Annotated in this window: 18 protein-coding genes; 9 read left to right on the top strand and 9 right to left on the bottom strand. The window is 38.2% G+C overall.

The genetic code is table 11. From position 1 onward, the window contains the following. Nucleotides 1-15: 15 nt before the first annotated feature. From AC1M9F_RS12270 to AC1M9F_RS12290, 5 genes are all read right to left on the bottom strand, one after another. Nucleotides 16-678: a PilW family protein gene (locus AC1M9F_RS12270; RefSeq protein ID WP_481597898.1), complete on the bottom strand. Its 663-nt coding sequence runs from the start codon at nt 676-678 to the stop codon at nt 16-18. Between the two features lie 3 nt (nt 679-681). Next, nucleotides 682-1,128 carry a type II secretion system protein gene (locus AC1M9F_RS12275; RefSeq protein WP_481597899.1) on the bottom strand — a complete coding sequence of 149 codons (447 nt, stop codon included), beginning with the start codon at nt 1,126-1,128 and terminating at the stop codon, nt 682-684. Further along, nucleotides 1,100-1,633, bottom strand: coding sequence for a pilus assembly FimT family protein (locus tag AC1M9F_RS12280; RefSeq protein ID WP_481597900.1), 534 nt, complete (start codon nt 1,631-1,633; stop codon nt 1,100-1,102). Before AC1M9F_RS12280 ends, AC1M9F_RS12275 begins: the two co-directional genes overlap by 29 nt. A gap of 1 nt (nt 1,634) precedes the next feature. Then, nucleotides 1,635-2,048: a type IV pilin protein gene (locus AC1M9F_RS12285; RefSeq protein WP_481597901.1), complete on the bottom strand. Its 414-nt coding sequence runs from the start codon at nt 2,046-2,048 to the stop codon at nt 1,635-1,637. A 356-nt stretch (nt 2,049-2,404) separates the two neighbouring features. Next, a complete protein-coding gene (locus tag AC1M9F_RS12290) occupies nt 2,405-3,214 on the bottom strand; it encodes a cytochrome C assembly family protein (protein WP_481597902.1) in 810 nt (269 codons plus the stop codon). 143 nt (nt 3,215-3,357) lie between these two features. Between AC1M9F_RS12290 and ffh the strand changes: the two genes are divergently transcribed. Together ffh and AC1M9F_RS12300 are read left to right on the top strand one after the other, a co-directional pair. After that, entirely contained in the window at nt 3,358-4,764 is a 1,407-nt protein-coding gene (gene ffh / locus AC1M9F_RS12295; protein ID WP_035269264.1) for a signal recognition particle protein, read from the top strand. A 123-nt stretch (nt 4,765-4,887) separates the two neighbouring features. Beyond that, complete coding sequence (locus AC1M9F_RS12300; protein ID WP_481597903.1) at nt 4,888-5,442, top strand: RBBP9/YdeN family alpha/beta hydrolase; 555 nt, start codon at nt 4,888-4,890, stop codon at nt 5,440-5,442. Nucleotides 5,443-5,472: 30 nt separating this feature from the next. On the opposite strand, the gene AC1M9F_RS12305 is transcribed toward AC1M9F_RS12300, so the two are convergent. The 3 genes from AC1M9F_RS12305 to AC1M9F_RS12315 all read right to left on the bottom strand — a co-directional run bounded on the left by AC1M9F_RS12305 (nt 5,473) and on the right by AC1M9F_RS12315 (nt 7,561). After that, nucleotides 5,473-5,868 carry a hotdog fold domain-containing protein gene (locus AC1M9F_RS12305; RefSeq protein ID WP_481597915.1) on the bottom strand — a complete coding sequence of 132 codons (396 nt, stop codon included), beginning with the start codon at nt 5,866-5,868 and terminating at the stop codon, nt 5,473-5,475. A 173-nt stretch (nt 5,869-6,041) separates the two neighbouring features. After that, the gene (locus AC1M9F_RS12310) at nt 6,042-6,782 is read right to left on the bottom strand and encodes a type III pantothenate kinase (protein WP_035269271.1); all 741 of its coding nucleotides are present in this window, start codon (nt 6,780-6,782) and stop codon (nt 6,042-6,044) included. A 26-nt stretch (nt 6,783-6,808) separates the two neighbouring features. Further along, entirely contained in the window at nt 6,809-7,561 is a 753-nt protein-coding gene (locus tag AC1M9F_RS12315) for a biotin--[acetyl-CoA-carboxylase] ligase (protein WP_092767469.1), read from the bottom strand. Nucleotides 7,562-7,588: 27 nt separating this feature from the next. Between AC1M9F_RS12315 and AC1M9F_RS12320 the strand changes: the two genes are divergently transcribed. The 5 genes from AC1M9F_RS12320 to ligA all read left to right on the top strand — a co-directional run bounded on the left by AC1M9F_RS12320 (nt 7,589) and on the right by ligA (nt 15,957). Then, nucleotides 7,589-8,389 carry a sulfite exporter TauE/SafE family protein gene (locus AC1M9F_RS12320; protein WP_035269256.1) on the top strand — a complete coding sequence of 267 codons (801 nt, stop codon included), beginning with the start codon at nt 7,589-7,591 and terminating at the stop codon, nt 8,387-8,389. Nucleotides 8,390-8,551: 162 nt separating this feature from the next. Then, the gene (locus tag AC1M9F_RS12325; protein ID WP_481587219.1) at nt 8,552-9,247 is read left to right on the top strand and encodes a GntR family transcriptional regulator; all 696 of its coding nucleotides are present in this window, start codon (nt 8,552-8,554) and stop codon (nt 9,245-9,247) included. 10 nt (nt 9,248-9,257) lie between these two features. Continuing rightward, nucleotides 9,258-12,710, top strand: a complete 3,453-nt coding sequence (smc, locus tag AC1M9F_RS12330; RefSeq protein ID WP_481597904.1) for a chromosome segregation protein SMC — start codon at nt 9,258-9,260, stop codon at nt 12,708-12,710. Nucleotide 12,711: 1 nt separating this feature from the next. Further along, nucleotides 12,712-13,815 (top strand): cell division protein ZipA C-terminal FtsZ-binding domain-containing protein, encoded by a 1,104-nt coding sequence (locus AC1M9F_RS12335; protein WP_035269249.1) that lies wholly within the window; start codon nt 12,712-12,714, stop codon nt 13,813-13,815. A 96-nt stretch (nt 13,816-13,911) separates the two neighbouring features. Then, a complete protein-coding gene (ligA, locus tag AC1M9F_RS12340) occupies nt 13,912-15,957 on the top strand; it encodes an NAD-dependent DNA ligase LigA (RefSeq protein ID WP_481597905.1) in 2,046 nt (681 codons plus the stop codon). 61 nt (nt 15,958-16,018) lie between these two features. Here ligA and AC1M9F_RS12345 read toward each other — a convergent pair whose 3' ends face one another. Beyond that, nucleotides 16,019-17,083 (bottom strand): SDR family oxidoreductase, encoded by a 1,065-nt coding sequence (locus AC1M9F_RS12345; RefSeq protein WP_481597916.1) that lies wholly within the window; start codon nt 17,081-17,083, stop codon nt 16,019-16,021. Nucleotides 17,084-17,404: 321 nt separating this feature from the next. Here AC1M9F_RS12345 and ftn point away from each other — a divergent pair, with 321 nt between their 5' ends. Together ftn and AC1M9F_RS12355 are read left to right on the top strand one after the other, a co-directional pair. After that, the gene (gene ftn, locus AC1M9F_RS12350) at nt 17,405-17,869 is read left to right on the top strand and encodes a heteropolymeric bacterioferritin subunit Ftn (protein ID WP_481587223.1); all 465 of its coding nucleotides are present in this window, start codon (nt 17,405-17,407) and stop codon (nt 17,867-17,869) included. A 163-nt stretch (nt 17,870-18,032) separates the two neighbouring features. Continuing rightward, complete coding sequence (locus tag AC1M9F_RS12355) at nt 18,033-18,758, top strand: alpha/beta hydrolase family protein (RefSeq protein ID WP_481597917.1); 726 nt, start codon at nt 18,033-18,035, stop codon at nt 18,756-18,758. The last annotated feature ends 40 nt before the right edge of the window (nt 18,759-18,798 follow it).

The following is an 18,798-nucleotide window of genomic DNA, read 5'->3' on the forward strand; positions in this document are numbered from 1 at the left end:
TCTTTAATCTCGCTCTTAAGGATTAATAATGTTATTGAGACAAACAGTATTACTCACTGTTTGACCAATATTTGAATCTTTCATGTCAACTGCGTATTGACGATTGGCAGTAATCGTCAGTTGGCGCGTACCTTTGGAGTTGTTTTTATCAATTCCAAATGGCGTACAATTTCCCGGTGTTAATACAAAGTTAAAAACGGTGCCTGTTTCTAAGGTCTTAAAGGAAACAATATGCTGTTTTTCATCAGGTTGGCTAAAAGTTTCAATATTTAATACTGCTTCAGAACCACAGTTATTCTTTTTAAGAAAGAACAAGCGATATGTATCACCTTTTTTTTCTTGAGTTAATGCTTCACAGTTGTAATTAATCGTTGTATTTGCAGACATTAAGCTAGTTACAGGATCTGGATTTATTCGCCAGAAAACAGCAGGTAAATTTTGAGTGTCCACTCCTACAGCAATATCTGATGTTTTTCCAGAACCATATCCTGCATTTTGAACCAGCTTCTGTGCGACTGATAATGCTGTACGTATTTGAGCATCGTATTCCGAATCACGAGAAGAACTAATACCAATTTGAGTCGTTTGTTTAAAAAGCATGAGCATCATGATCATACATAGCATGGCTATGACCAAGCCAACCATCAATTCAACGAGTGTAAATCCTTTTTGACTCATGATTTATCTCCCGACTCGATAACAATCTAAACCATCTATACTGCCTTCAGCACAGGTTTTGGCATGAGATTCATTAGTGCTGGCGGCTAATACAGGCCATGTAATTTTTGTGCCCGCGACACCGCTCGTTTCACTCATATTTTCAGAATTCAAATTGCAATAAATGTAGTAGGTATTGCCATTTAACTTGAATGATTTACTCTCGGCAGGTTGGTTATTGAACGAAGCGCAAACATCAGTTGAGTCATTGGATATAGTGATGGTTTGTAAACGATTTTGCAGTTCGTTTATCACTATATTGTCAATATTCATGTATCGTTGCGTGTTCAACATTTTACTGATTGCTAAACCGCTACCAAAAACAATAATTGAGAATATAAGTAAACCAACAAGTGACTCCAACAATGTGAAACCACGTTGATTAGTTGATTTGAATGTTTGCTGATTCATTATTCTTCTCAACTATAATGGTTAAATCTAAATTTGAATTACACGTAGCCGATGCTGAACTTGCAGCAACCAACATCCCATTTGAGTTAAACGATAAACAAAAAAACTCAGCATCATTACCTTTAACTTTAAAAATTACATTCGATGCATAGGGGATTTTTTGAAGGATATAGTTTTGGTCAGGCGAGTTACCGTCACTTGTTGAACACGCATCAGTATTGTCCTTAGCAACACGAATGACTCTAATTTCTTGATGGGTTTTATCTATACAAACAGATGCTGCTGCAAGTGAAGACTCTTGATTATTCGTGTTTCGAATTGCTGCAGAACGAGCTTGATAAGTCGCATTTTTAATACCTGCTAGCGCTCCATCAACATGACTTTGATCTACCCAAGCTCTGGTTAAAGAAGTACCTACAAATAACAAAATAGCCAGTACAACGATCGTAATCATTAGTTCGATCAGCGTGAAACCAAGTTGTTTTCTATAACCAGTATTTTGCATATTATTTCACCCAGTCAGTATATGAACCACAACCGGACACGGTACGAGTTCCATCATTTTTGAGTGTTAATGTACAACCTAAAACTCTTGCTTCAGTTCCTATTGCCTGAACCGCATAATTCACACCATCTGATGAAGTGTACGTAAAATTAAATGAATCAGAACTCGGATTCCAAGTTGTAAATTTAGTTTTTACTGCATTGGTATTTGACAAGGTTTCATTAGGGTAGTTTAGTGTTCTTTGATATGCATTTTCAGCACCTAATGAAAGTGCGATTAAATTGGACTGTGCTTCTTTGATTTTGGCTTTGGTGACGTAGTTTTGATAACTAGGTACTGCAATTGCGGCCAAGATTGCAACAATAATGATGACGATCATTAATTCGATTAAGGTAAAACCTTTTTGCAATTTCATACATACCCCAAAATAATCATCAAAAATATCCATTTACTAACTGTAACATTAGTTACTAACCTAAATAATAACAACTTATAGGAGATTAGTGGGGGCTATTAAGCGATGAATAGATTGTTAATATTAATTAATTAAATAATTCAAATAATATTAACTATTATTTATTAAATCATCATGAAGGTTTAATGTAGTTTTTATTTTAAGTAATTGATTTTTATTACTATTTTCAATATTAAAATTTTATTTATACTTAAAATTTATGTATCTATATTTTAAATGTATTTAAAATATATAAAATTTAATATGATGTGATATTTATTTAATTATTATTTATTGTGATTTAAATCACACAATTGTTATTTTCCTAGAATCATTTCTAATACAAATTTTGATCCAATAAAGCCTATTGCAAGTAAAATAAAACCAATAATGGTAAAGCGTCTCGCTTTTTGACCGCGCCAACCAAAACGATAATGTCCAAATAAAAGTGCACCGTAAACAAACCAAGAAACAATACTAAACGCTGTTTTATGTGCCAAATGTTGTGCAAAAAAATCATCAATCGTAAAAAAGCCGAAGATAAGTGCAGTACTTAATAAAATGAAACCTGTAACAAGCATATCGAATAACAGAGATTCCATTGCTTGATAGGAGGGTAATAGATTTACCCAAACACGATGTTTCTGTTTGTTTTTTAACTCACGATCTTGTAACCACAACAAAACTGCGTGAATTGTTGCCATTAATAGCACTGCATAAGCCGAGAGTGACAAAATAATATGGACATCAAGTCCAAGCGTGTTCTGTTTAAGTGTAAGTGTAGGCTGGCTCAGGGAATAGCCTAAAATTAAACCCAATGCAGCTACTGGTATTCCAATCAGATTTAGCGCAAGTACAGGTCGATAAGTGCTATAAAGCAGGCTCAATAACAGCATGAGTGCTGAAGTAAATGAAAGGAGATTAAAAACATTATAGTTAATGCCGAAAGGCGTTTTCATATCTATCAATAAGACAACAGCATGCAAGATCAAGCCTAATCCAGCTACGAGACTGATAAACCAATGATTAGGGACACGTTTAGTCATTAAATGGGTAAATAAATACCAAAAGGCAGTGGTATAGGCGATCAATGCTAAAATTGTGTAAACCAAAGGGAGGCTAATCATGTCAAACCTTTTTATGGATGCTGAATATTCATCTAATAAGATATAAATTCCAAACGAACTACAGTATCCTATAGCATCTTATGCATAAATTTTCTATTTTAAGAAAGATTTTTTTGCAACAACCATTTTAAGCGGATTTTGCAATGTTTGATACCTTAACAGAACGACTCACGCAGAGTTTAAGAAATGTTACTGGCTCTGGGCAACTGACCGAAGACAATATTAAAGATACGTTACGTGAAGTGCGTATGGCACTTCTTGAAGCCGATGTTGCACTTCCTGTAACTCGTGAATTTATCGCGAAAGTTAAGGAAGAGGCATTAGGTCAAGAGGTGATGTCACAGTTATCTCCAGGCCAAGCATTCGTCAAAATTGTTCATGATGAACTCACCAAAATGATGGGTGAGGCAAATGAAAGTCTTGATCTTGCTGCAAAGCCTCCCGTTGTTGTTTTATTGGCTGGTTTACAAGGTGCAGGTAAAACGACGACTGCTGCAAAATTAGCTCGTTTTTTACAAGAGCGTCAAAAGAAAAAAGTCGCAATGGTTTCTGCCGACGTCTATCGTCCTGCAGCGATTAAGCAGCTCCAGACTGTAGCAGGTGAAGTCGGCGCGATTTTCTTTGAATCAAGTGCTGATGAAAAGCCAATTACGATTGCAAACCGAGCAATTGAACAAGCCAAAATTCAATTTGCGGATGTATTGATTGTCGATACTGCAGGTCGTTTACATATCGATGACGATATGATGGGCGAAATTAAAGAATTGCATGCAGCGATTAATCCTACAGAAACACTGTTCGTTGTAGATGCAATGACCGGTCAGGATGCTGCAAATACAGCAAAAGCATTCAATGATGCATTGCCTTTAACCGGTGTGATTCTTACAAAAACTGATGGTGATGCGCGTGGTGGTGCGGCACTTTCTGTTCGTGCAATTACTGGTAAGCCTATTAAATTCTTGGGGATGGGGGAGAAACTCGATGCCCTTGAACCATTCCATCCTGAGCGTGTAGCACAACGTATCTTAGGTATGGGTGATGTGCTTTCTTTGGTCGAAGAGCTTGAACGTAAAGTCGACAAAGAAAAAGCTGAAAAAATGGCGAAAAAACTGCAAAAAGGCGGCAGCTTCAACTTTGAAGATATGCTGATGCAGTTTGAACAAATGAATAAAATGGGCGGTATGATGGGCTTCTTAGACAAGTTGCCTGGCATGAGTAACTCAGGAATTCAGGATGCGATTGCTCAAGCAAATCCTGAAAAGCAAGTGAAGAAAATGGAAGCGATTATTCAATCGATGACCATCAAAGAGCGTCGCAATCCTGACTTGATGAATCCAAGCCGTAAAAAACGTATCGCAGCAGGTTGTGGTATGGATGTTGCTGAAGTCAATAAGCTGATCAAACAACATGCCCAAATGGCAAAAATGATGAAAAAATTTGCGAATCCATCGGGTATGGCGAAAATGATGAAATCATTAAGCGGTATGCAAAAGAAATTTGGTGGCGGCGGTGGCGTTGGTCCGTTATTTGGTGGCAAAGATCCAAAATAACTCCCATAATTTAAAAAGGCGCTTTGGCGCCTTTTTTCATGCTACATAATTTTGCAAACTTACTATTTAGTTTAAAAAATAATCAATTCATGATGTTGAGAATATAGTCAAGAGTGCAAGAAAATGACACAGGTTTATGTTGTGCATGGATATACGGCAAGCCCTGAAGAAAATTGGTTTCCATGGATACAACAACAAGCTGATCAGTATGGTATTCCATTAAAAGTATTGAGATTAGATCCTTCTGCGACGCCACAATTAGGAACGTGGGAACAACAAATGAAAGAGCAAATAGCTCAAATTGATGATCAAACAATTTTTGTTGCTCACAGTCTCGGGTGTATTGCAACTTTACATTACTTAAGCCAAGTGCTTTTAAACCAAAAAATCAAAAAATTAATTCTAGTTGCTGGTTTCAATGGACGTTTAGGGCGTCTTGAGCAAGTCAATCCATTTATTGATGCTGCTGATATAGATTTTGAACTCATTCGTGACCAAGTTCATGATCGCGTGGTCATTTATTCTGAAGGTGATGAGCGCGTTCTGCCTAAATTTAGTTTCCAGCAAGCTGAAAGTATTGATGCACATGTCGTTGCTGCTGAACATCAAGGCCATTTTATTGATTCAGAAGGTTGTACGGCATTGCCTGAGGTCTGGGCTGAGATTATTCGAGATTAATTCAGAAGCTATAAGCTCTCACTGACGTGTTTAACGTGATGTCACCCACATATTGATTTCTGCTCTAAAGACAAGCGCTTGGTTTTGATCATGGACTTCGATACACGCTACAAATCTATTTGGTATGGATTGACCCGTTTGAATTGGCGTCAGAGGATAAGCAACTGCTGTTAAATCGGTCGTTGCTTTTTTAATATAGTTGACTTGCATACCATCGGGTATCCATCGATGGCTTGGTGGAAGAGTGACTTCTGTCATTAGACCACCAGTAAGCTCTGCCAAATTACACAATGCGATCGCATGTACACTATCAAGGTGATTTAAAACCCTTTTTTCTTTAGACATCTGGACCTGACAAAAATCTGGTCTCAATTCAATAATTTTCGTGCGAATCGACTTGAAATAAGGTGCTTTGAGTTGGATCACTTGATTGAAAAGTATTTTCCCAAAGGGCAGTTTCTTCGCGAATTCCAAACGTTTAACGTCCTGTTATTCATGTTGTTCAGCCTGTTTTTTTGTATTTTGGATGTGTGTACTGACACTGAGTGAATAATTTTTTGTTTTAAGAGACACTCAGTTCAGCAGACCTGATGACCAAGTTATGTTTTTTGTTGCGTGACAGCAAGATAGCGTTGTAAGCCTTTTAATAATAAATCGGTTTCAATTTTCGGGTCATAGGATTGTAAATATTGAGCAAAAAGTGCTGCATCTCCACCTGTAAGGATTAATTTTCTTGGAGATGTTGTTAAAACTTTTTCGATCATACTGACCAATCCCAATAAAATACCATGATGAACAGCATCCATTGTATTTTGCCCAGGACTTAACTCATCAAATGCAGCATCAGGGATTTTGATCCCTTTGGTATTTTGAATAAGTGAGTCTCGTTGTAGATAGAGATTAGGTACGATATATCCCCCTAAATGTGTAAATCCATCTGCTAAATCAATTGTTAAGGCCGTTCCACAACTGATCACGCAATATTTCTCTTGAGGATCGGTGACGACCGCTAGAACTTGTAGCCAACGATCGATACCCAATTGATTCGGTTCTGTATATCCACATTGGAGTCCTGCATATTCTTGATGAACTTTAGCAACGACAATTGGGATATCCAGCAGTTTTAAAATTTTGAGTATACGATCGTTATTTTTCTTGTCTTGAACAGATGAGATACCGACTTCTGATAGGTTTTGAGATTTAAAGTGTTGGATGAGACCCAACATTAAGTCCGCAGGAGATTGTAGATGAAGCTCCGCCACATGCTCCAAGATTTGCTCACCTTCCGTGATCCAATATTTTAAACGCGTATTGCCTATATCTAACCAAAGACGTTTCATCATGTATTCGCTGACCTATCTTTTCTTTATTTTTTTAAGCGTAAACGCCCTTGATACAAACCGATTAAACCTTGTTCAGTCAAAATATTAATTCGACCATCATCTCCAATACCTTTAAAGATACCTTGTACTGTTTTATTCACTTGCTCAAACTCTACAGTCTGATTCATAAAAGCAGCATAGTGATTGAAACGTCCCGAGAGGTTATAACTTCCATGCTCAAACCATTGTCCAGCTTGCATGATTGCGAGATAAAGCTCTGAAATAATCTTAATTCGATTTGGATGAGCTAAACCCAATTGCATGATTGATGTGGTTTGCTGTTCGATTGCTGCATCAGAAACAGGCAATAAATTAATACCAACACCAACAATCGCCTGATGTGGGGTTACAGGCTCTACCAAAATGCCCCCCCATTTGCCTTGCGCACTATAAAGGTCATTTGGCCATTTGATTTGTAAATGATCCAATGACTTAAATGAAGGAATTTGCAAAATATTAAGTGCAATCTCAAGGGATAGTCGACCATCTAAGGGTGTTTTGGTTTCTAGCAATGTGCTTAAATAAATATTCCCGACTGGGGAAACCCATTGTCGTTGATGTTGTCCACGTCCCTGAGTTTGAGTCTCACTGCATACAAGAATACCCTGTACACCTTTTTTGATGAGTGCGCGTACTTCATCATTGGTTGAAGTGGTGCTCTGTTTTAACAGTAAAACTTCTGGAAGTTGTTGAGCTTCAGTTAAAAGCTGACTGAGGTGGCGAGTCTCTAAATCCATGTTGAATCTGAGAAGAGTAAAAGATTTATGGAGTTAATCATATATTTAGCTATTGGTGCAATCGCTGGTTTTACTGCAGGGTTGTTTGGCGTGGGCGGTGGATTAATCATCGTACCCATTTTATTTATTGTATTTACCCAAATGGGTTATGACCCAACTGTCATTATGCACATGGCGCTTGGAACATCATTGGCTACGATTGTGGTCACATCGATTAGCTCGGTTATGGCACATCATAAAAAAGGTGCAGTGCTATGGTCAGTATTTAAAAATTTAGCGCCAGGTTTGGTACTGGGTTCATTTTTTGGTGCTGGATTGGCCAGTATTATCTCTGGACCAATGCTGCAATTGATTATCGGTTGTTTCGCAATTTGGGTTGCATACCGTATGTTCCGTGGTGCTAATGTGGTGGTCGATCAATCTAAGCAACTACCTTCTGTACCTGCTCAATTGGCTGCGGGAAGTGGAATTGGGGTGGCTTCAGCAATTTTTGGGATCGGTGGAGGAAGTTTAACCGTACCTTATTTAAATCATCATGGGGTGGTGATGCAAAAAGCTGTTGCAACATCTGCTGCATGTGGACTGCCGATTGCTTTAGCAGGTGCATTTGGATTTATGTTCTACGGACAAAAAGCACCTGCTGAAATAGAAAATGCCATTGGATATGTTCATGTTTATGCATTCATTGGCATTAGTGTAATGAGTTTTATCACCGCAAAAGTAGGAGCAAAAGTTGCACATAAACTGTCAGCAGCGATGTTGAAAAAATGTTTTGCAGCTTTGCTTACAACTGTAGGGATTTATTTTATTTATCAAGGCGTATTTTGAGAAAAATATGCCAAATCATTCTCGAAAATAATGATGTGTATTGACTTAAAAATTTGATAAATTGTCAGACAAAGACATAGTCAGTATGATGCTATTGGTATAAAAACAATAAAATAGCATCATGCTTGATGAAGTGTGAGTAAAAAAATAAATAGGAATATTATGCAATTGGAAGAAGTGGACAGCCTTTCAGAGCAAATAGCCAGACATATAAGTGAACAGATTATTAGTGGCGAATTGGTCGAAGGTGAACGTATACAAGAATTGCGTATCGCTAAAGAATTAGACGTGAGTCGAGGTTCGGTACGTGAAGCTTTGTTATTACTTGAACGCACGCATTTAATTGAAATTTATCCAAGACGCGGCGCAATTGTGTCAGAAATGTCTGCTCAACAAGTGCGAGCTTTATTTGATACGAGTGCACTTATGTTAGGGCAGATCGTCCAGCGTATGAGTGAAACTTGGCGTAATCATGAAGCTGAGGCGCTTCAGCAACTTATGCAATATTTAATTGAACAAGTTAAACAAAGTAATACTGAAAAATTTTACGATGGTGTATTTCAATTTTTAGCTAAGCAACAAGATATGGTAGCCAACCCATACTTAATGAAGTTTTATCGCGAACTGTTGCCATCTATACGTCGTAGTTATTTTTTAACCTTAAATACTTCGCGTAGAGAGCTTCAAGAAGCACTTGAATTAATTAAGCTTGTGATCGATGCAATTTTGATCCGAAAATCACAACAAGCTACTTTATTTATGGAAGATTTTTGCCGACACTTGCGCAATCTAGTGTTAGAGTCACTGACACGAATGAAACAAATTGAACTAGCTTGGGCGCGGAGATCGCGCAGATAATCAGGACACTATGCGATTAAGCAGCTTAAAACTCTCTGGCTTTAAATCTTTTGCGGATAGCAGCACCTTACAATTTAAAGCCAACCGTACCGCAGTCGTGGGACCAAATGGTTGTGGTAAATCCAACGTCATCGATGCAATCCGATGGGTGATGGGAGAGTCAAGCGCACGCCAGTTACGTGGTGGAAGTATGCAGGATGTCATTTTTACTGGGACAGCAAAACGTAAACCAGTGGGAATGGCGAGTGTAGAATTACGCTTCGAAAACACCTATGGAAAACTAGGTGGAGCATATAACGCTTATAGTGAGTTGGCGGTACGTCGCCAAGTCAATCGCGAGGGTAAATCTGAATATTTTCTTAATGGTACAAAATGCCGCCGCCGTGATATTACAGATATTTTTTTAGGAACAGGCTTAGGTCCTCGTTCGTATGCGATTATTGAACAAGGCATGATTAACCGTTTGGTCGATGCAAAACCAGATGAAATGCGCGTTTATATCGAAGAAGCTGCTGGAGTATCACGTTATCAAGCACGTCGTCGTGAGACGATGCAACATTTAGAACATACTCATCAAAATTTAAGTCGTCTAAATGACATTGCTGTTGAATTAAAATCCCAATTAAAGACACTAAAGCGTCAAGCAGAAGCTGCACTTCAATATAAAGCCTTAGAGACTGAAATTCGAACTTTGAAAGTTGAGATACTTTCATTTCAATGCCATCAAAGTGAACGAATTCAACAAGAATATACAACTGAAATGACTGAATTGGGTGAGCAATTTAAGCTTGTTCGTTCTGAACTCACCACTGTTGAGCATGATTTAACAGCAACAAATGAGTTATTTCAGCGATTAATGCAACAATCCACACCACTTCAGCAAGAATGGCAACAAGCTGAAAAAAAACTGGCTGAATTACAAGCCAATTTGGATCAAAAACAGCAATTGTTTGCTCAAAATACTTTAACTTTAAAGCAGCTTGAAGAGCAAAAAATACAAACCAAAGAGCGGATGCAACTGATTGATATTCAGTTGGAAGATTTGATCCTCCAGCAAGAACATCAAGCAACAACATTGAGTGATACTGAATCAAATGCACAGCTTGATTTACAACAATTCAATGAGCTGAAGGCAAAGCAACTTGAAGCGCAAAAATCATTTTCTGAAATAAAAGCATTGGTTGAAAAGCAACAACAGCAACGTGCACAAATGTTGGCGCAGAGTGATCAATTGGCTAAAAATGTGCTTCGAATTGAGCAGCAAAAGCAAACTTTGCTCGAACAAAAATCTCAAAATCAAGCACAGTATGAACAGGATGATATTGACAATCTCCTGCATGAAAAACATGATGTACAGATTGAAATCGTTCGTCTAGAAGAAAGAATTGAGCAATTAGAAACTCAATTGAAACGTGATCAAATCTCATTGACTGAGCAAAAAAGTAAATGCACAGATTTGAATTCACACATCCAGATTTTGAAATCTGAACAAAAACAATTACAACAGCTTGTGGTGAAAGTCAGTCGACATGCATCGAAGAGCAATGACCCTTTAATGCAAATTTTGAAGCTAAAAGATCAGGCGAAACCATTTACAGCATTGGTCGAAAAATTTCTGTCAAAGTGGCTGCATGCGAATACGTTAAAGAGTGAAGATTTATTTCAGACCGAATCAGCCCGTCAATTAAAAGTTATTCAGCAAGATGTATCTGGGACTGTACTTGGTTTACCCACATTAGCGAGCTGGATTGATTTCCCCCAAAACTCATTATGGTTAAACGTTGCGATAGCTCAAGATTTTGAGCAGGCGCTTCAATTACAGCCTCAATTAAAACAAGGTGAGTCTATTTTAAGTTTGGATGGCTATCATATTGGTCCTGACTGGATGATTGGTCTGTACTTTGATGAGTCGAGTCAAGATGCTCAAGGAGCACTTAGCCACCGAATTCGATTAGATGAAATTGATTCAGAGTTGACACAAATGGTGAAAGCGCATGAGTCAATGACGCTCGAACTCGCTGAGATGCAATTAAAGCTTGAACAAAAAAATAGTGAATGTACGGAGTTACAAAAAGCGTTAAAAAATCATCAAGCTCTTGCTCACCAATTTGAAGTGAAGATTGCAAAACAGCAAATGGCTCAGCAGGCTTTTGAATCGCAAAATCTACACATCGAGTCGCAAATTGCTCAACTTGATGCGCAGCTTGAAGAAGATGCGATGCAAAAAGATGATCTCGAAATCGATTTACATGCATTGATGCTCAAGATTGAGCACAATCTTCCACACTACAAAACTTTAGAGTTTCAAGTTGAAGAATTGAATAATCAGGTTGAGCATCTTCAGGACTTAGTTTACAAAAAACAACAAGAGTTAGAAAAAAACCGCCGTACTCATACGCAAAATCAGCAACAAATTGAGCTGTTGGAAAAAGATGCAAGTTTTCTAAAAACTCAATATAAGCAGATCATCACTCAAATTACACAAGCTAAAAATTTCGTGGATCCGATTCAATTAGAATTACCCACTTTGCAAAGCCAATATGAGGCTCAAAAGCAGCAGACTGAAAAGTTACAAAAGACTTGGTCCTCATGGCAAGTCGAGCTTAATGAAATACAGTCTAAGCAACAAAAATTGACGGAGCTACGGTTAAATCATCAGCAATGTGATGAGCACTTTAGAACCCAGTTAGAAGAGAAGCGTTTAGCATGGCAAGTGGCTAAATCTGATTTACAACATTATGCTGAACAATTAAAAGAGCTTAATGCAGAATTATTAGAAAATGTGAAAATTGATTTGAGTCAGCACCAACAGCAGTTAGAGCAGGCACAGCGTCAGTTTGACAAAATAGGCGCTGTGAACTTAGCAGCTTCAGAAGAGTATGAAGAAGTATCAAAGCGCTATGAAGATTTAAGCCATCAAATTGAAGATCTTGAAAAAACAGTCGCACAATTAAAAGATGCGATGAAAAGCATTGATCAAGAAACTAAAAAGCTATTCATGACTACCTTTGATCAAGTAAATGCGGAATTGCAAAACTTATTCCCAAAGGTGTTTAATGGTGGTGAAGCAAGTTTAAGTTTAGAAGATGATTGGCAATCTGGTGTAAAGCTAATGGCTCGACCACCAGGAAAGCGAAATAGTTCTTTAGCATTGTTATCAGGCGGTGAAAAAGCACTAACAGCACTAGCATTAGTTTTTGCTATATTTCGACTGAATCCAGCACCATTTTGTGTATTGGATGAGGTTGATGCACCGTTAGATGATGCAAATGTTGGACGTTTTTGTAATTTAGTAAAAGAGCTTTCTGAACAGGTCCAATTCATTTACATTACACACAATAAAGTTGCGATGACGATGGCTACTGACTTACTTGGTGTAACAATGCCTGAGCCAGGAACATCGAAGTTAGTCACTGTTGATCTAGAAGAAGCGAAAGAATACGGTTTAGCTGCGGAGTCTTAATATGGAAATCAGTACCATTATCGGAATTGTGATCGCAATCGTGATCTGTTGCATAGGGTTGTTTATGATCCTGCGCAAGCCGAGTGATGCAGCACCGTCATTAGATGCTGAATTACATATAAATGAACAATGTAATCAACCCGTCATTCCTCGTCATGTTCGTAGTCTTTTACAGGCGCAAGCCGCACCATTGGCTTCTTCTGAGCGTGTAGAACCAAGTTTGAAAGACATTGAAGCGAGTGATGTGGCTCGAGTGGATCAAACAGCTGATCAGCATGCTACAAAGACGCCTGAAAATATTCAAAAAACTGTAGAAGTGGTAGATACAGTGCAACTGAATACTTCGGTAGACCTTGCAGAGAAAGAAAGTAAATCTCTGCTCGACTCCAGTAAAAACTCGGACAGCACTGAGACTGACCCACTAGAAAAAAATACAGAAACAGTCGAGAGTAAAGCTCAGTCGATTGATGGTGTAACAGACACTCAAAGTGCAGATCTTATTTCGAAAGATTCAATCGTAGAAACTACAATTGAAGACTCGAAAAAAGTTGAGCCAAGTTTTGTATTAAATCCGAATATTCAAACTGCTGAAATCAAAGAATTTGAAGAAGAAAGCAGCATCTTGGATGTGCATTTACATGAACAGCAACGTTTTGATGATGAAAGTGCTTTAGCAAATGCCGAATACATTATTAGTTTGAATATGTATCCGAACCCTCGAAAAGCACTTTCTGGTGATAAAGCTTTGAAAGTGTTAATGAAATATGGATTGCGCTTTGGCGAAATGAACTGTTTCCATCGTTATGAAACTCCTGATGCAGTTAGCCCATTGCTGTTTTCCGTACTCAGAATCACAGATCAGGGTCCTGCAGGTTTCGATTTAGAAACATTATCTGGTGAACAAGTTCAAGGTTTAGCATTCTTCTTAGCATTACCGCATCATAATGTTCAAAAAGGCTATGACAGTATGGTGAGTATTGCAGGGCTTATTGCACGTGAAACAGATGGTACCGTCTATGATGAAAATAATCTTGAATTTACACCGCAGTTAAAAGAACACTGGCGCCATAAAGCGATCGACTATAGATCAGGTCAAGCTGTTTAATCACCTAGGTGACTTACTGAATTTGTGTAAAGTCATTTATACTGTTTAGGTTGAAATTATTGGGCGGAATTTTCCGCCCTTTTATATGGTGAAAATATGGATCAGAACGCTGTCGTTGCGCAAATGCGCCAACTCATTCAATTATTGGCTCGGCATAACCATGCTTATTATGTGATGGATCAGCCGACAATTGAAGACAGTGAATATGATCAATTGTTTTATCAACTAAAAAACTTAGAAGAACAATATCCTGATTTAGTACAGACGGATACACCGACCAATAAAGTCGGTGATAAACCTTTATCTAAGTTTGAAAATATTACACATACTGTTCCAATGTTGTCTTTGGGTAATGTGTTTAATCAGGATGAACTTTTTGCCTTTGCACGCAGAATTGAAGAGCGTTTACCTAACCAGAAAATCCAATACGACGTCGAACTTAAATTTGATGGGCTTGCGATCTCACTATGGTATGAACATGGTGTGTTGATTCGAGCGGTTACACGTGGGGATGGTGAAACAGGAGAAGTCATAACCCAAAATGTAAAAACAATTCGTAATTTGCCTAAAGTACTCATGATGTCTCAAGGTGTACCACCAGCGTTGTTAGAAGTTCGTGGCGAAGTACTAATGCCTAAAGCTGGATTTGTAAAGTTAAATGCTGAAAATGAGGCCAAAGGTGAGAAAACTTTTGCTAACCCAAGAAATGCAGCAGCAGGGAGTTTGCGTCAACTTGATCCGACCATAGCAGCATCACGACCACTTGCATTCTATGCTTATGGAATTGCGCAATGCATGCCACATCATGGTCTGAGCACGATGTCAGAGAGCTTAAATTGGCTTGAACAGTTGGGCTTTGCTGTTGGGGAAAAACATTTTGTTTGTGACAGTATTGAAGAGGTTCAAGCGGCTTATGAATCTGTAAATCAGGAGCGTCCAAACCTGTCAGTTGAAATTGACGGGATGGTCATCAAAGTCAATGATTTGAAGCAACAACAACAATTAGGCTTTTTAAGTCGTGAACCTCGATGGGCAACAGCATATAAGTTCCCTGCAGTGGCTGCGCTAACCACAGTTGAAAATATTGATTGGCAGGTAGGGCGTACAGGTACTTTAACGCCTGTAGCGCGATTAAATCCTGTATCGGTTGGCGGAGTCACAGTATCAAACGTGACTTTACATAATATTGGTGAAATACATCGCTTGGACGTGCGCGTTGGAGATACGGTGAGTGTCTATCGTAGCGGAGATGTTATTCCTAAAGTTGAAAAGGTTTGGCCAGAATTTCGACCTCTAGAAACCACTGAAATTCAATTGCCAGAACAATGTCCTGTATGTGCTTCTCCAGTTGTGATGCCTGAAGGCGAAGCTTTAGCACGATGTTCTGGTGGGCTTTATTGTGCGGCACAGCGTATAGAGGCGATCCGTCATTTTGTATCACGTAAAGCAATGGACATCGAAGGTTTGGGTGATCGTTGGGTTGAGTCTTTATTACATCTTGAACTCCTCAAAGATGTTGCAGATATTTATCACTTGCATGAGCATCGTGAAAAATTATTGACTATTGAAAAAATGGGTGAGAAATCTGTACAAAATCTCATCGACTCAATTGAAAGTAGTAAAAAGACAACATTAGCGGCATTTATTTACGCACTAGGCATTCGAGGAGTAGGCGAGACTACGGCGCGAATGTTAGCCAATACTTTCCAGACTTTAGATGCGCTGAAATCTGCTGATTTAGAAGCACTGAAGAAAACCCCTGATGTAGGTGATATTACTGCAGAATGGATATTAGACTTTTTCAAAGCTGAACATAATATTGAAGTATTAAATCGATTAATTGAGGCTGGAATTCATTGGGATGCACCGATAGCACCGACTCGACAACCTTTAAATGGTGAGAGCTGGGTGGTGACTGGTACTTTAAGCAGTATGGGGCGAGATGAAGCGACTCAACTCTTACAGGCAGTAGGTGCACGTGTGAGTGGTAGTGTATCCAGTAAAACGAAATGCTTGGTTGCTGGTGAAAAGGCGGGTTCCAAACTTGAAAAAGCAGAAAAACTAGGTATTCCGGTGATGAATGAGGCTGAGTTTATTGCATTTATGATTCAGCATGGTCAGCTCACTGAACCTGAGTCTTAAGTGTATCTTGCACATAACGAAGGGCATCAATAGATGCCCTTTTTTCTCGAGTAATTAGATATTAACCACGTTTTTTGATAATGCCATCGTCAAGTAGCTGTTGAAAATGTTCTACGATACTTGTCTCAACGTCACGATATTGCATGCCTAATTCTTGCTTACTACGCTCAGCATTGAAGTAAATGGGGTAACCCACATTCAAGTCAACGAATTTTCGCGTATAGCCAAACAGAGGAGCAAGTAATTTAAATAAAAACTTGGGTGCAATCATTCGTGGGAAAGGATAGCGTCCACCAAAATGTTGTCGTAACGTTTTGCCCATTTCGAGTAAGGTCATCGTTTTAGCATTAATAATATATCGGCCATGCGCTTGAGGATGAAGTGCTGCTAGGATATGCGCATGAGCGACATCTCGAACATCGACTAACCCATTCCACATTGGAGGAACACCAAATAAAGTCATGCCATTTCCAAATTGTTGAATGACTTCAACACTTCCAGATTGCGTAGAAGGTGTGAGTGATGGTCCAACAACCAATGAGGGATTGATACACACTAAATCCCAACGAGATTGTGCCTTTTGCATATCCCATGCTTTGCGTTCTGCTGCGACTTTAGAGTAAAAATAAGGTTGGTGTTCGGCACTACTGGTGGTATTCCAATGGCTTTCTTCAAACTGGTTCTGCTCAGTTTTCAAAATATCCACTGCATCGCCATAAGTTGAAGCAATACTAGATGTGACAACGACACGTTTTACTGTATCTGTACGATTGACACTGTTCAGTACATTGGTCGTACCTTTTAGTGCAGGGTCAATCAAGTCTGTGATTGGATCTTTAAAGTTAGTCACTAAAAAAGGTGACGCCATATGGATCACAATTTCACAGTCTTTCATTGCTTCATCAAACGAACCTTCTTCTAAGAGATTTGCTTGAAATAACTTTAAAGCGCCTGAAGTTTGAGATGCGATTTGTTCTAAATGTTGAAAACTTGAACTTTTAGTTAAGTCTCGTACAGTGGCGTGAACGGTGTATCCTTGTTCTAATAATTGTTTAATTACCCAACCAGCAATATAGCCAGTTGCACCTGTCACCAAAATCGGGGCAGTAGTCGTCATCATTGTTATTGCCTGATGGTCAAATAGATTCATTCTAAAATTAAAAAAAGGATTTGTCCTTGATCATTTTCAATATCAACTCAAATGTAATGAGAGTCACTTCGATTGGTTACAAAATTAAATAGAGCTAAAATTTGTTTAAAACTGCTCTCGAATTTTTTTAACTGTATGCAAGGGGTTATTTTTTAAGTAAAAAATAAGTGATTCAAACTGCAAATGCGTATGTTTCTCATTTTAATTATATAAAAATCATAAACTTACACATTATATTTTTTGCAAAATAAGCTCTGATTGTTCATAATGTTGCTATTAAAGAATGGAGTGATTGAAATGCGTGGCAATCCAGAAGTCGTAGATTACTTAAATATGTTGATCGGTGGTGAACTGGCTGCTCGTGATCAATATCTCATTCATTCACGTATGTATGAAGATTGGGGTCTCACTAAGATTTTTGAGCGTATCGATCATGAAATGCAAGAAGAAGCACAACATGCTGATGCTATTATTCGCCGTGTCTTATTCCTAGAAGGCACACCGAATATGAATCGTGATGATATTGAAGTAGGTGAAGACGTCGTTTCATGTTTAAAAGCAGATTTAAAGCTTGAGTACGAAGTGCGTGAAAAATTAGCGCAAGGTGTAAAGCTTTGCGAGGAAAAAGGCGATTACGTGACACGTGATATGTTGCGTCAACAAATGTCGGATACCGAAGAAGATCATACCTATTGGTTAGAAAAACAGCTTCGCTTAATTGAACTGATCGGTTTACAAAACTATATTCAGTCTCAAATGTAAGTTAAAACCCAGCAAGGCTGGGTTTTTTTATACCTGAGTTTTGTCTGAATTGAATCATTTTTAATAATTATCTAAAAATCAAAGTGAAATTGAATGATTTGCTCAATGAGTTATTGTGCTTGGCTTTATATACTGACCGAAAACGATCAGCTAAGGATTGGCAATCATGAGTAAAATCTTATTAATTACCGGTTGGGGACTCGGAACAAAACCACTTGAAAACTTAAAAACTACTTTGGATATGGCAGGATTTCAAATCGATCTGATTAATATCTTTAATGCACTCGATCCTGTGGAATTATCTAAACATGTAGAGTTAGCTAAAAAAGTCGATGTCATTATAGGGTGGTCTTTAGGCGGGCAATTAGCAACGTTGCTCACCCAAAAGGTTTTCGAGCTTTCAGGTCAGGCAAAAACGTTAATTACTTTAGCATCGAATCCTTGCTTTGTTGCCAATGAACGCTGGTCTACAGGTATGCCGCTTTCTACTTTTCAAAGTTTTAGAGAATCTTTTGAAAATGACCCCATGACCACTTTAAAGCGATTTTGTTATCTGGTCTCACAGGGCAGCCAAACTGCTAAACAAGATTGGCAATCTTTGCAAAATTCAATTACGAGTGAAGAGCTAGATTTAAAAAAGCAGGGCTTGGATTTACTATATCATCTTAATACTGTTGAGATATTGAAAAATTATGTCGGAAAACAATTACATGTATTTGCTGATGATGATGGATTAGTTAGTAACAAAGTTCTAGATAATATCCGAAAGATAGATGCAAAGTTTTTTAAATTCGAAATTATCCCAGGCTCTCACTGCTTTTCAATTTTTAGAGCTACACAACTAAGTGACAAAATCGTTCAATATCTAAGAAAGAATGAGAAATCCTGATGAATATTGTCTAATCAGGCAATTCATAACAAAAATAATT

This window comes from Acinetobacter sp. ANC_7504, from assembly GCF_056779995.1.

Bases quoted from the DNA above. Each gene is read 5' to 3' on its own strand.
- AC1M9F_RS12270 (WP_481597898.1), bottom strand. From the start codon at position 678: ATGAGTCAAAAAGGATTTACACTCGTTGAATTGATGGTTGGCTTGGTC.
- AC1M9F_RS12275 (WP_481597899.1), bottom strand. From the start codon at position 1,128: ATGAATCAGCAAACATTCAAATCAACTAATCAACGTGGTTTCACATTG.
- AC1M9F_RS12280 (WP_481597900.1), bottom strand. From the start codon at position 1,633: ATGCAAAATACTGGTTATAGAAAACAACTTGGTTTCACGCTGATCGAA.
- AC1M9F_RS12285 (WP_481597901.1), bottom strand. From the start codon at position 2,048: ATGAAATTGCAAAAAGGTTTTACCTTAATCGAATTAATGATCGTCATC.
- AC1M9F_RS12290 (WP_481597902.1), bottom strand. From the start codon at position 3,214: ATGATTAGCCTCCCTTTGGTTTACACAATTTTAGCATTGATCGCCTAT.
- ffh (WP_035269264.1), top strand. From the start codon at position 3,358: ATGTTTGATACCTTAACAGAACGACTCACGCAGAGTTTAAGAAATGTT.
- AC1M9F_RS12300 (WP_481597903.1), top strand. From the start codon at position 4,888: ATGACACAGGTTTATGTTGTGCATGGATATACGGCAAGCCCTGAAGAA.
- AC1M9F_RS12310 (WP_035269271.1), bottom strand. From the start codon at position 6,782: ATGAAACGTCTTTGGTTAGATATAGGCAATACGCGTTTAAAATATTGG.
- AC1M9F_RS12315 (WP_092767469.1), bottom strand. From the start codon at position 7,561: ATGGATTTAGAGACTCGCCACCTCAGTCAGCTTTTAACTGAAGCTCAA.
- AC1M9F_RS12320 (WP_035269256.1), top strand. From the start codon at position 7,589: ATGGAGTTAATCATATATTTAGCTATTGGTGCAATCGCTGGTTTTACT.
- AC1M9F_RS12325 (WP_481587219.1), top strand. From the start codon at position 8,552: ATGCAATTGGAAGAAGTGGACAGCCTTTCAGAGCAAATAGCCAGACAT.
- smc (WP_481597904.1), top strand. From the start codon at position 9,258: ATGCGATTAAGCAGCTTAAAACTCTCTGGCTTTAAATCTTTTGCGGAT.
- AC1M9F_RS12335 (WP_035269249.1), top strand. From the start codon at position 12,712: ATGGAAATCAGTACCATTATCGGAATTGTGATCGCAATCGTGATCTGT.
- ligA (WP_481597905.1), top strand. From the start codon at position 13,912: ATGGATCAGAACGCTGTCGTTGCGCAAATGCGCCAACTCATTCAATTA.
- ftn (WP_481587223.1), top strand. From the start codon at position 17,405: ATGCGTGGCAATCCAGAAGTCGTAGATTACTTAAATATGTTGATCGGT.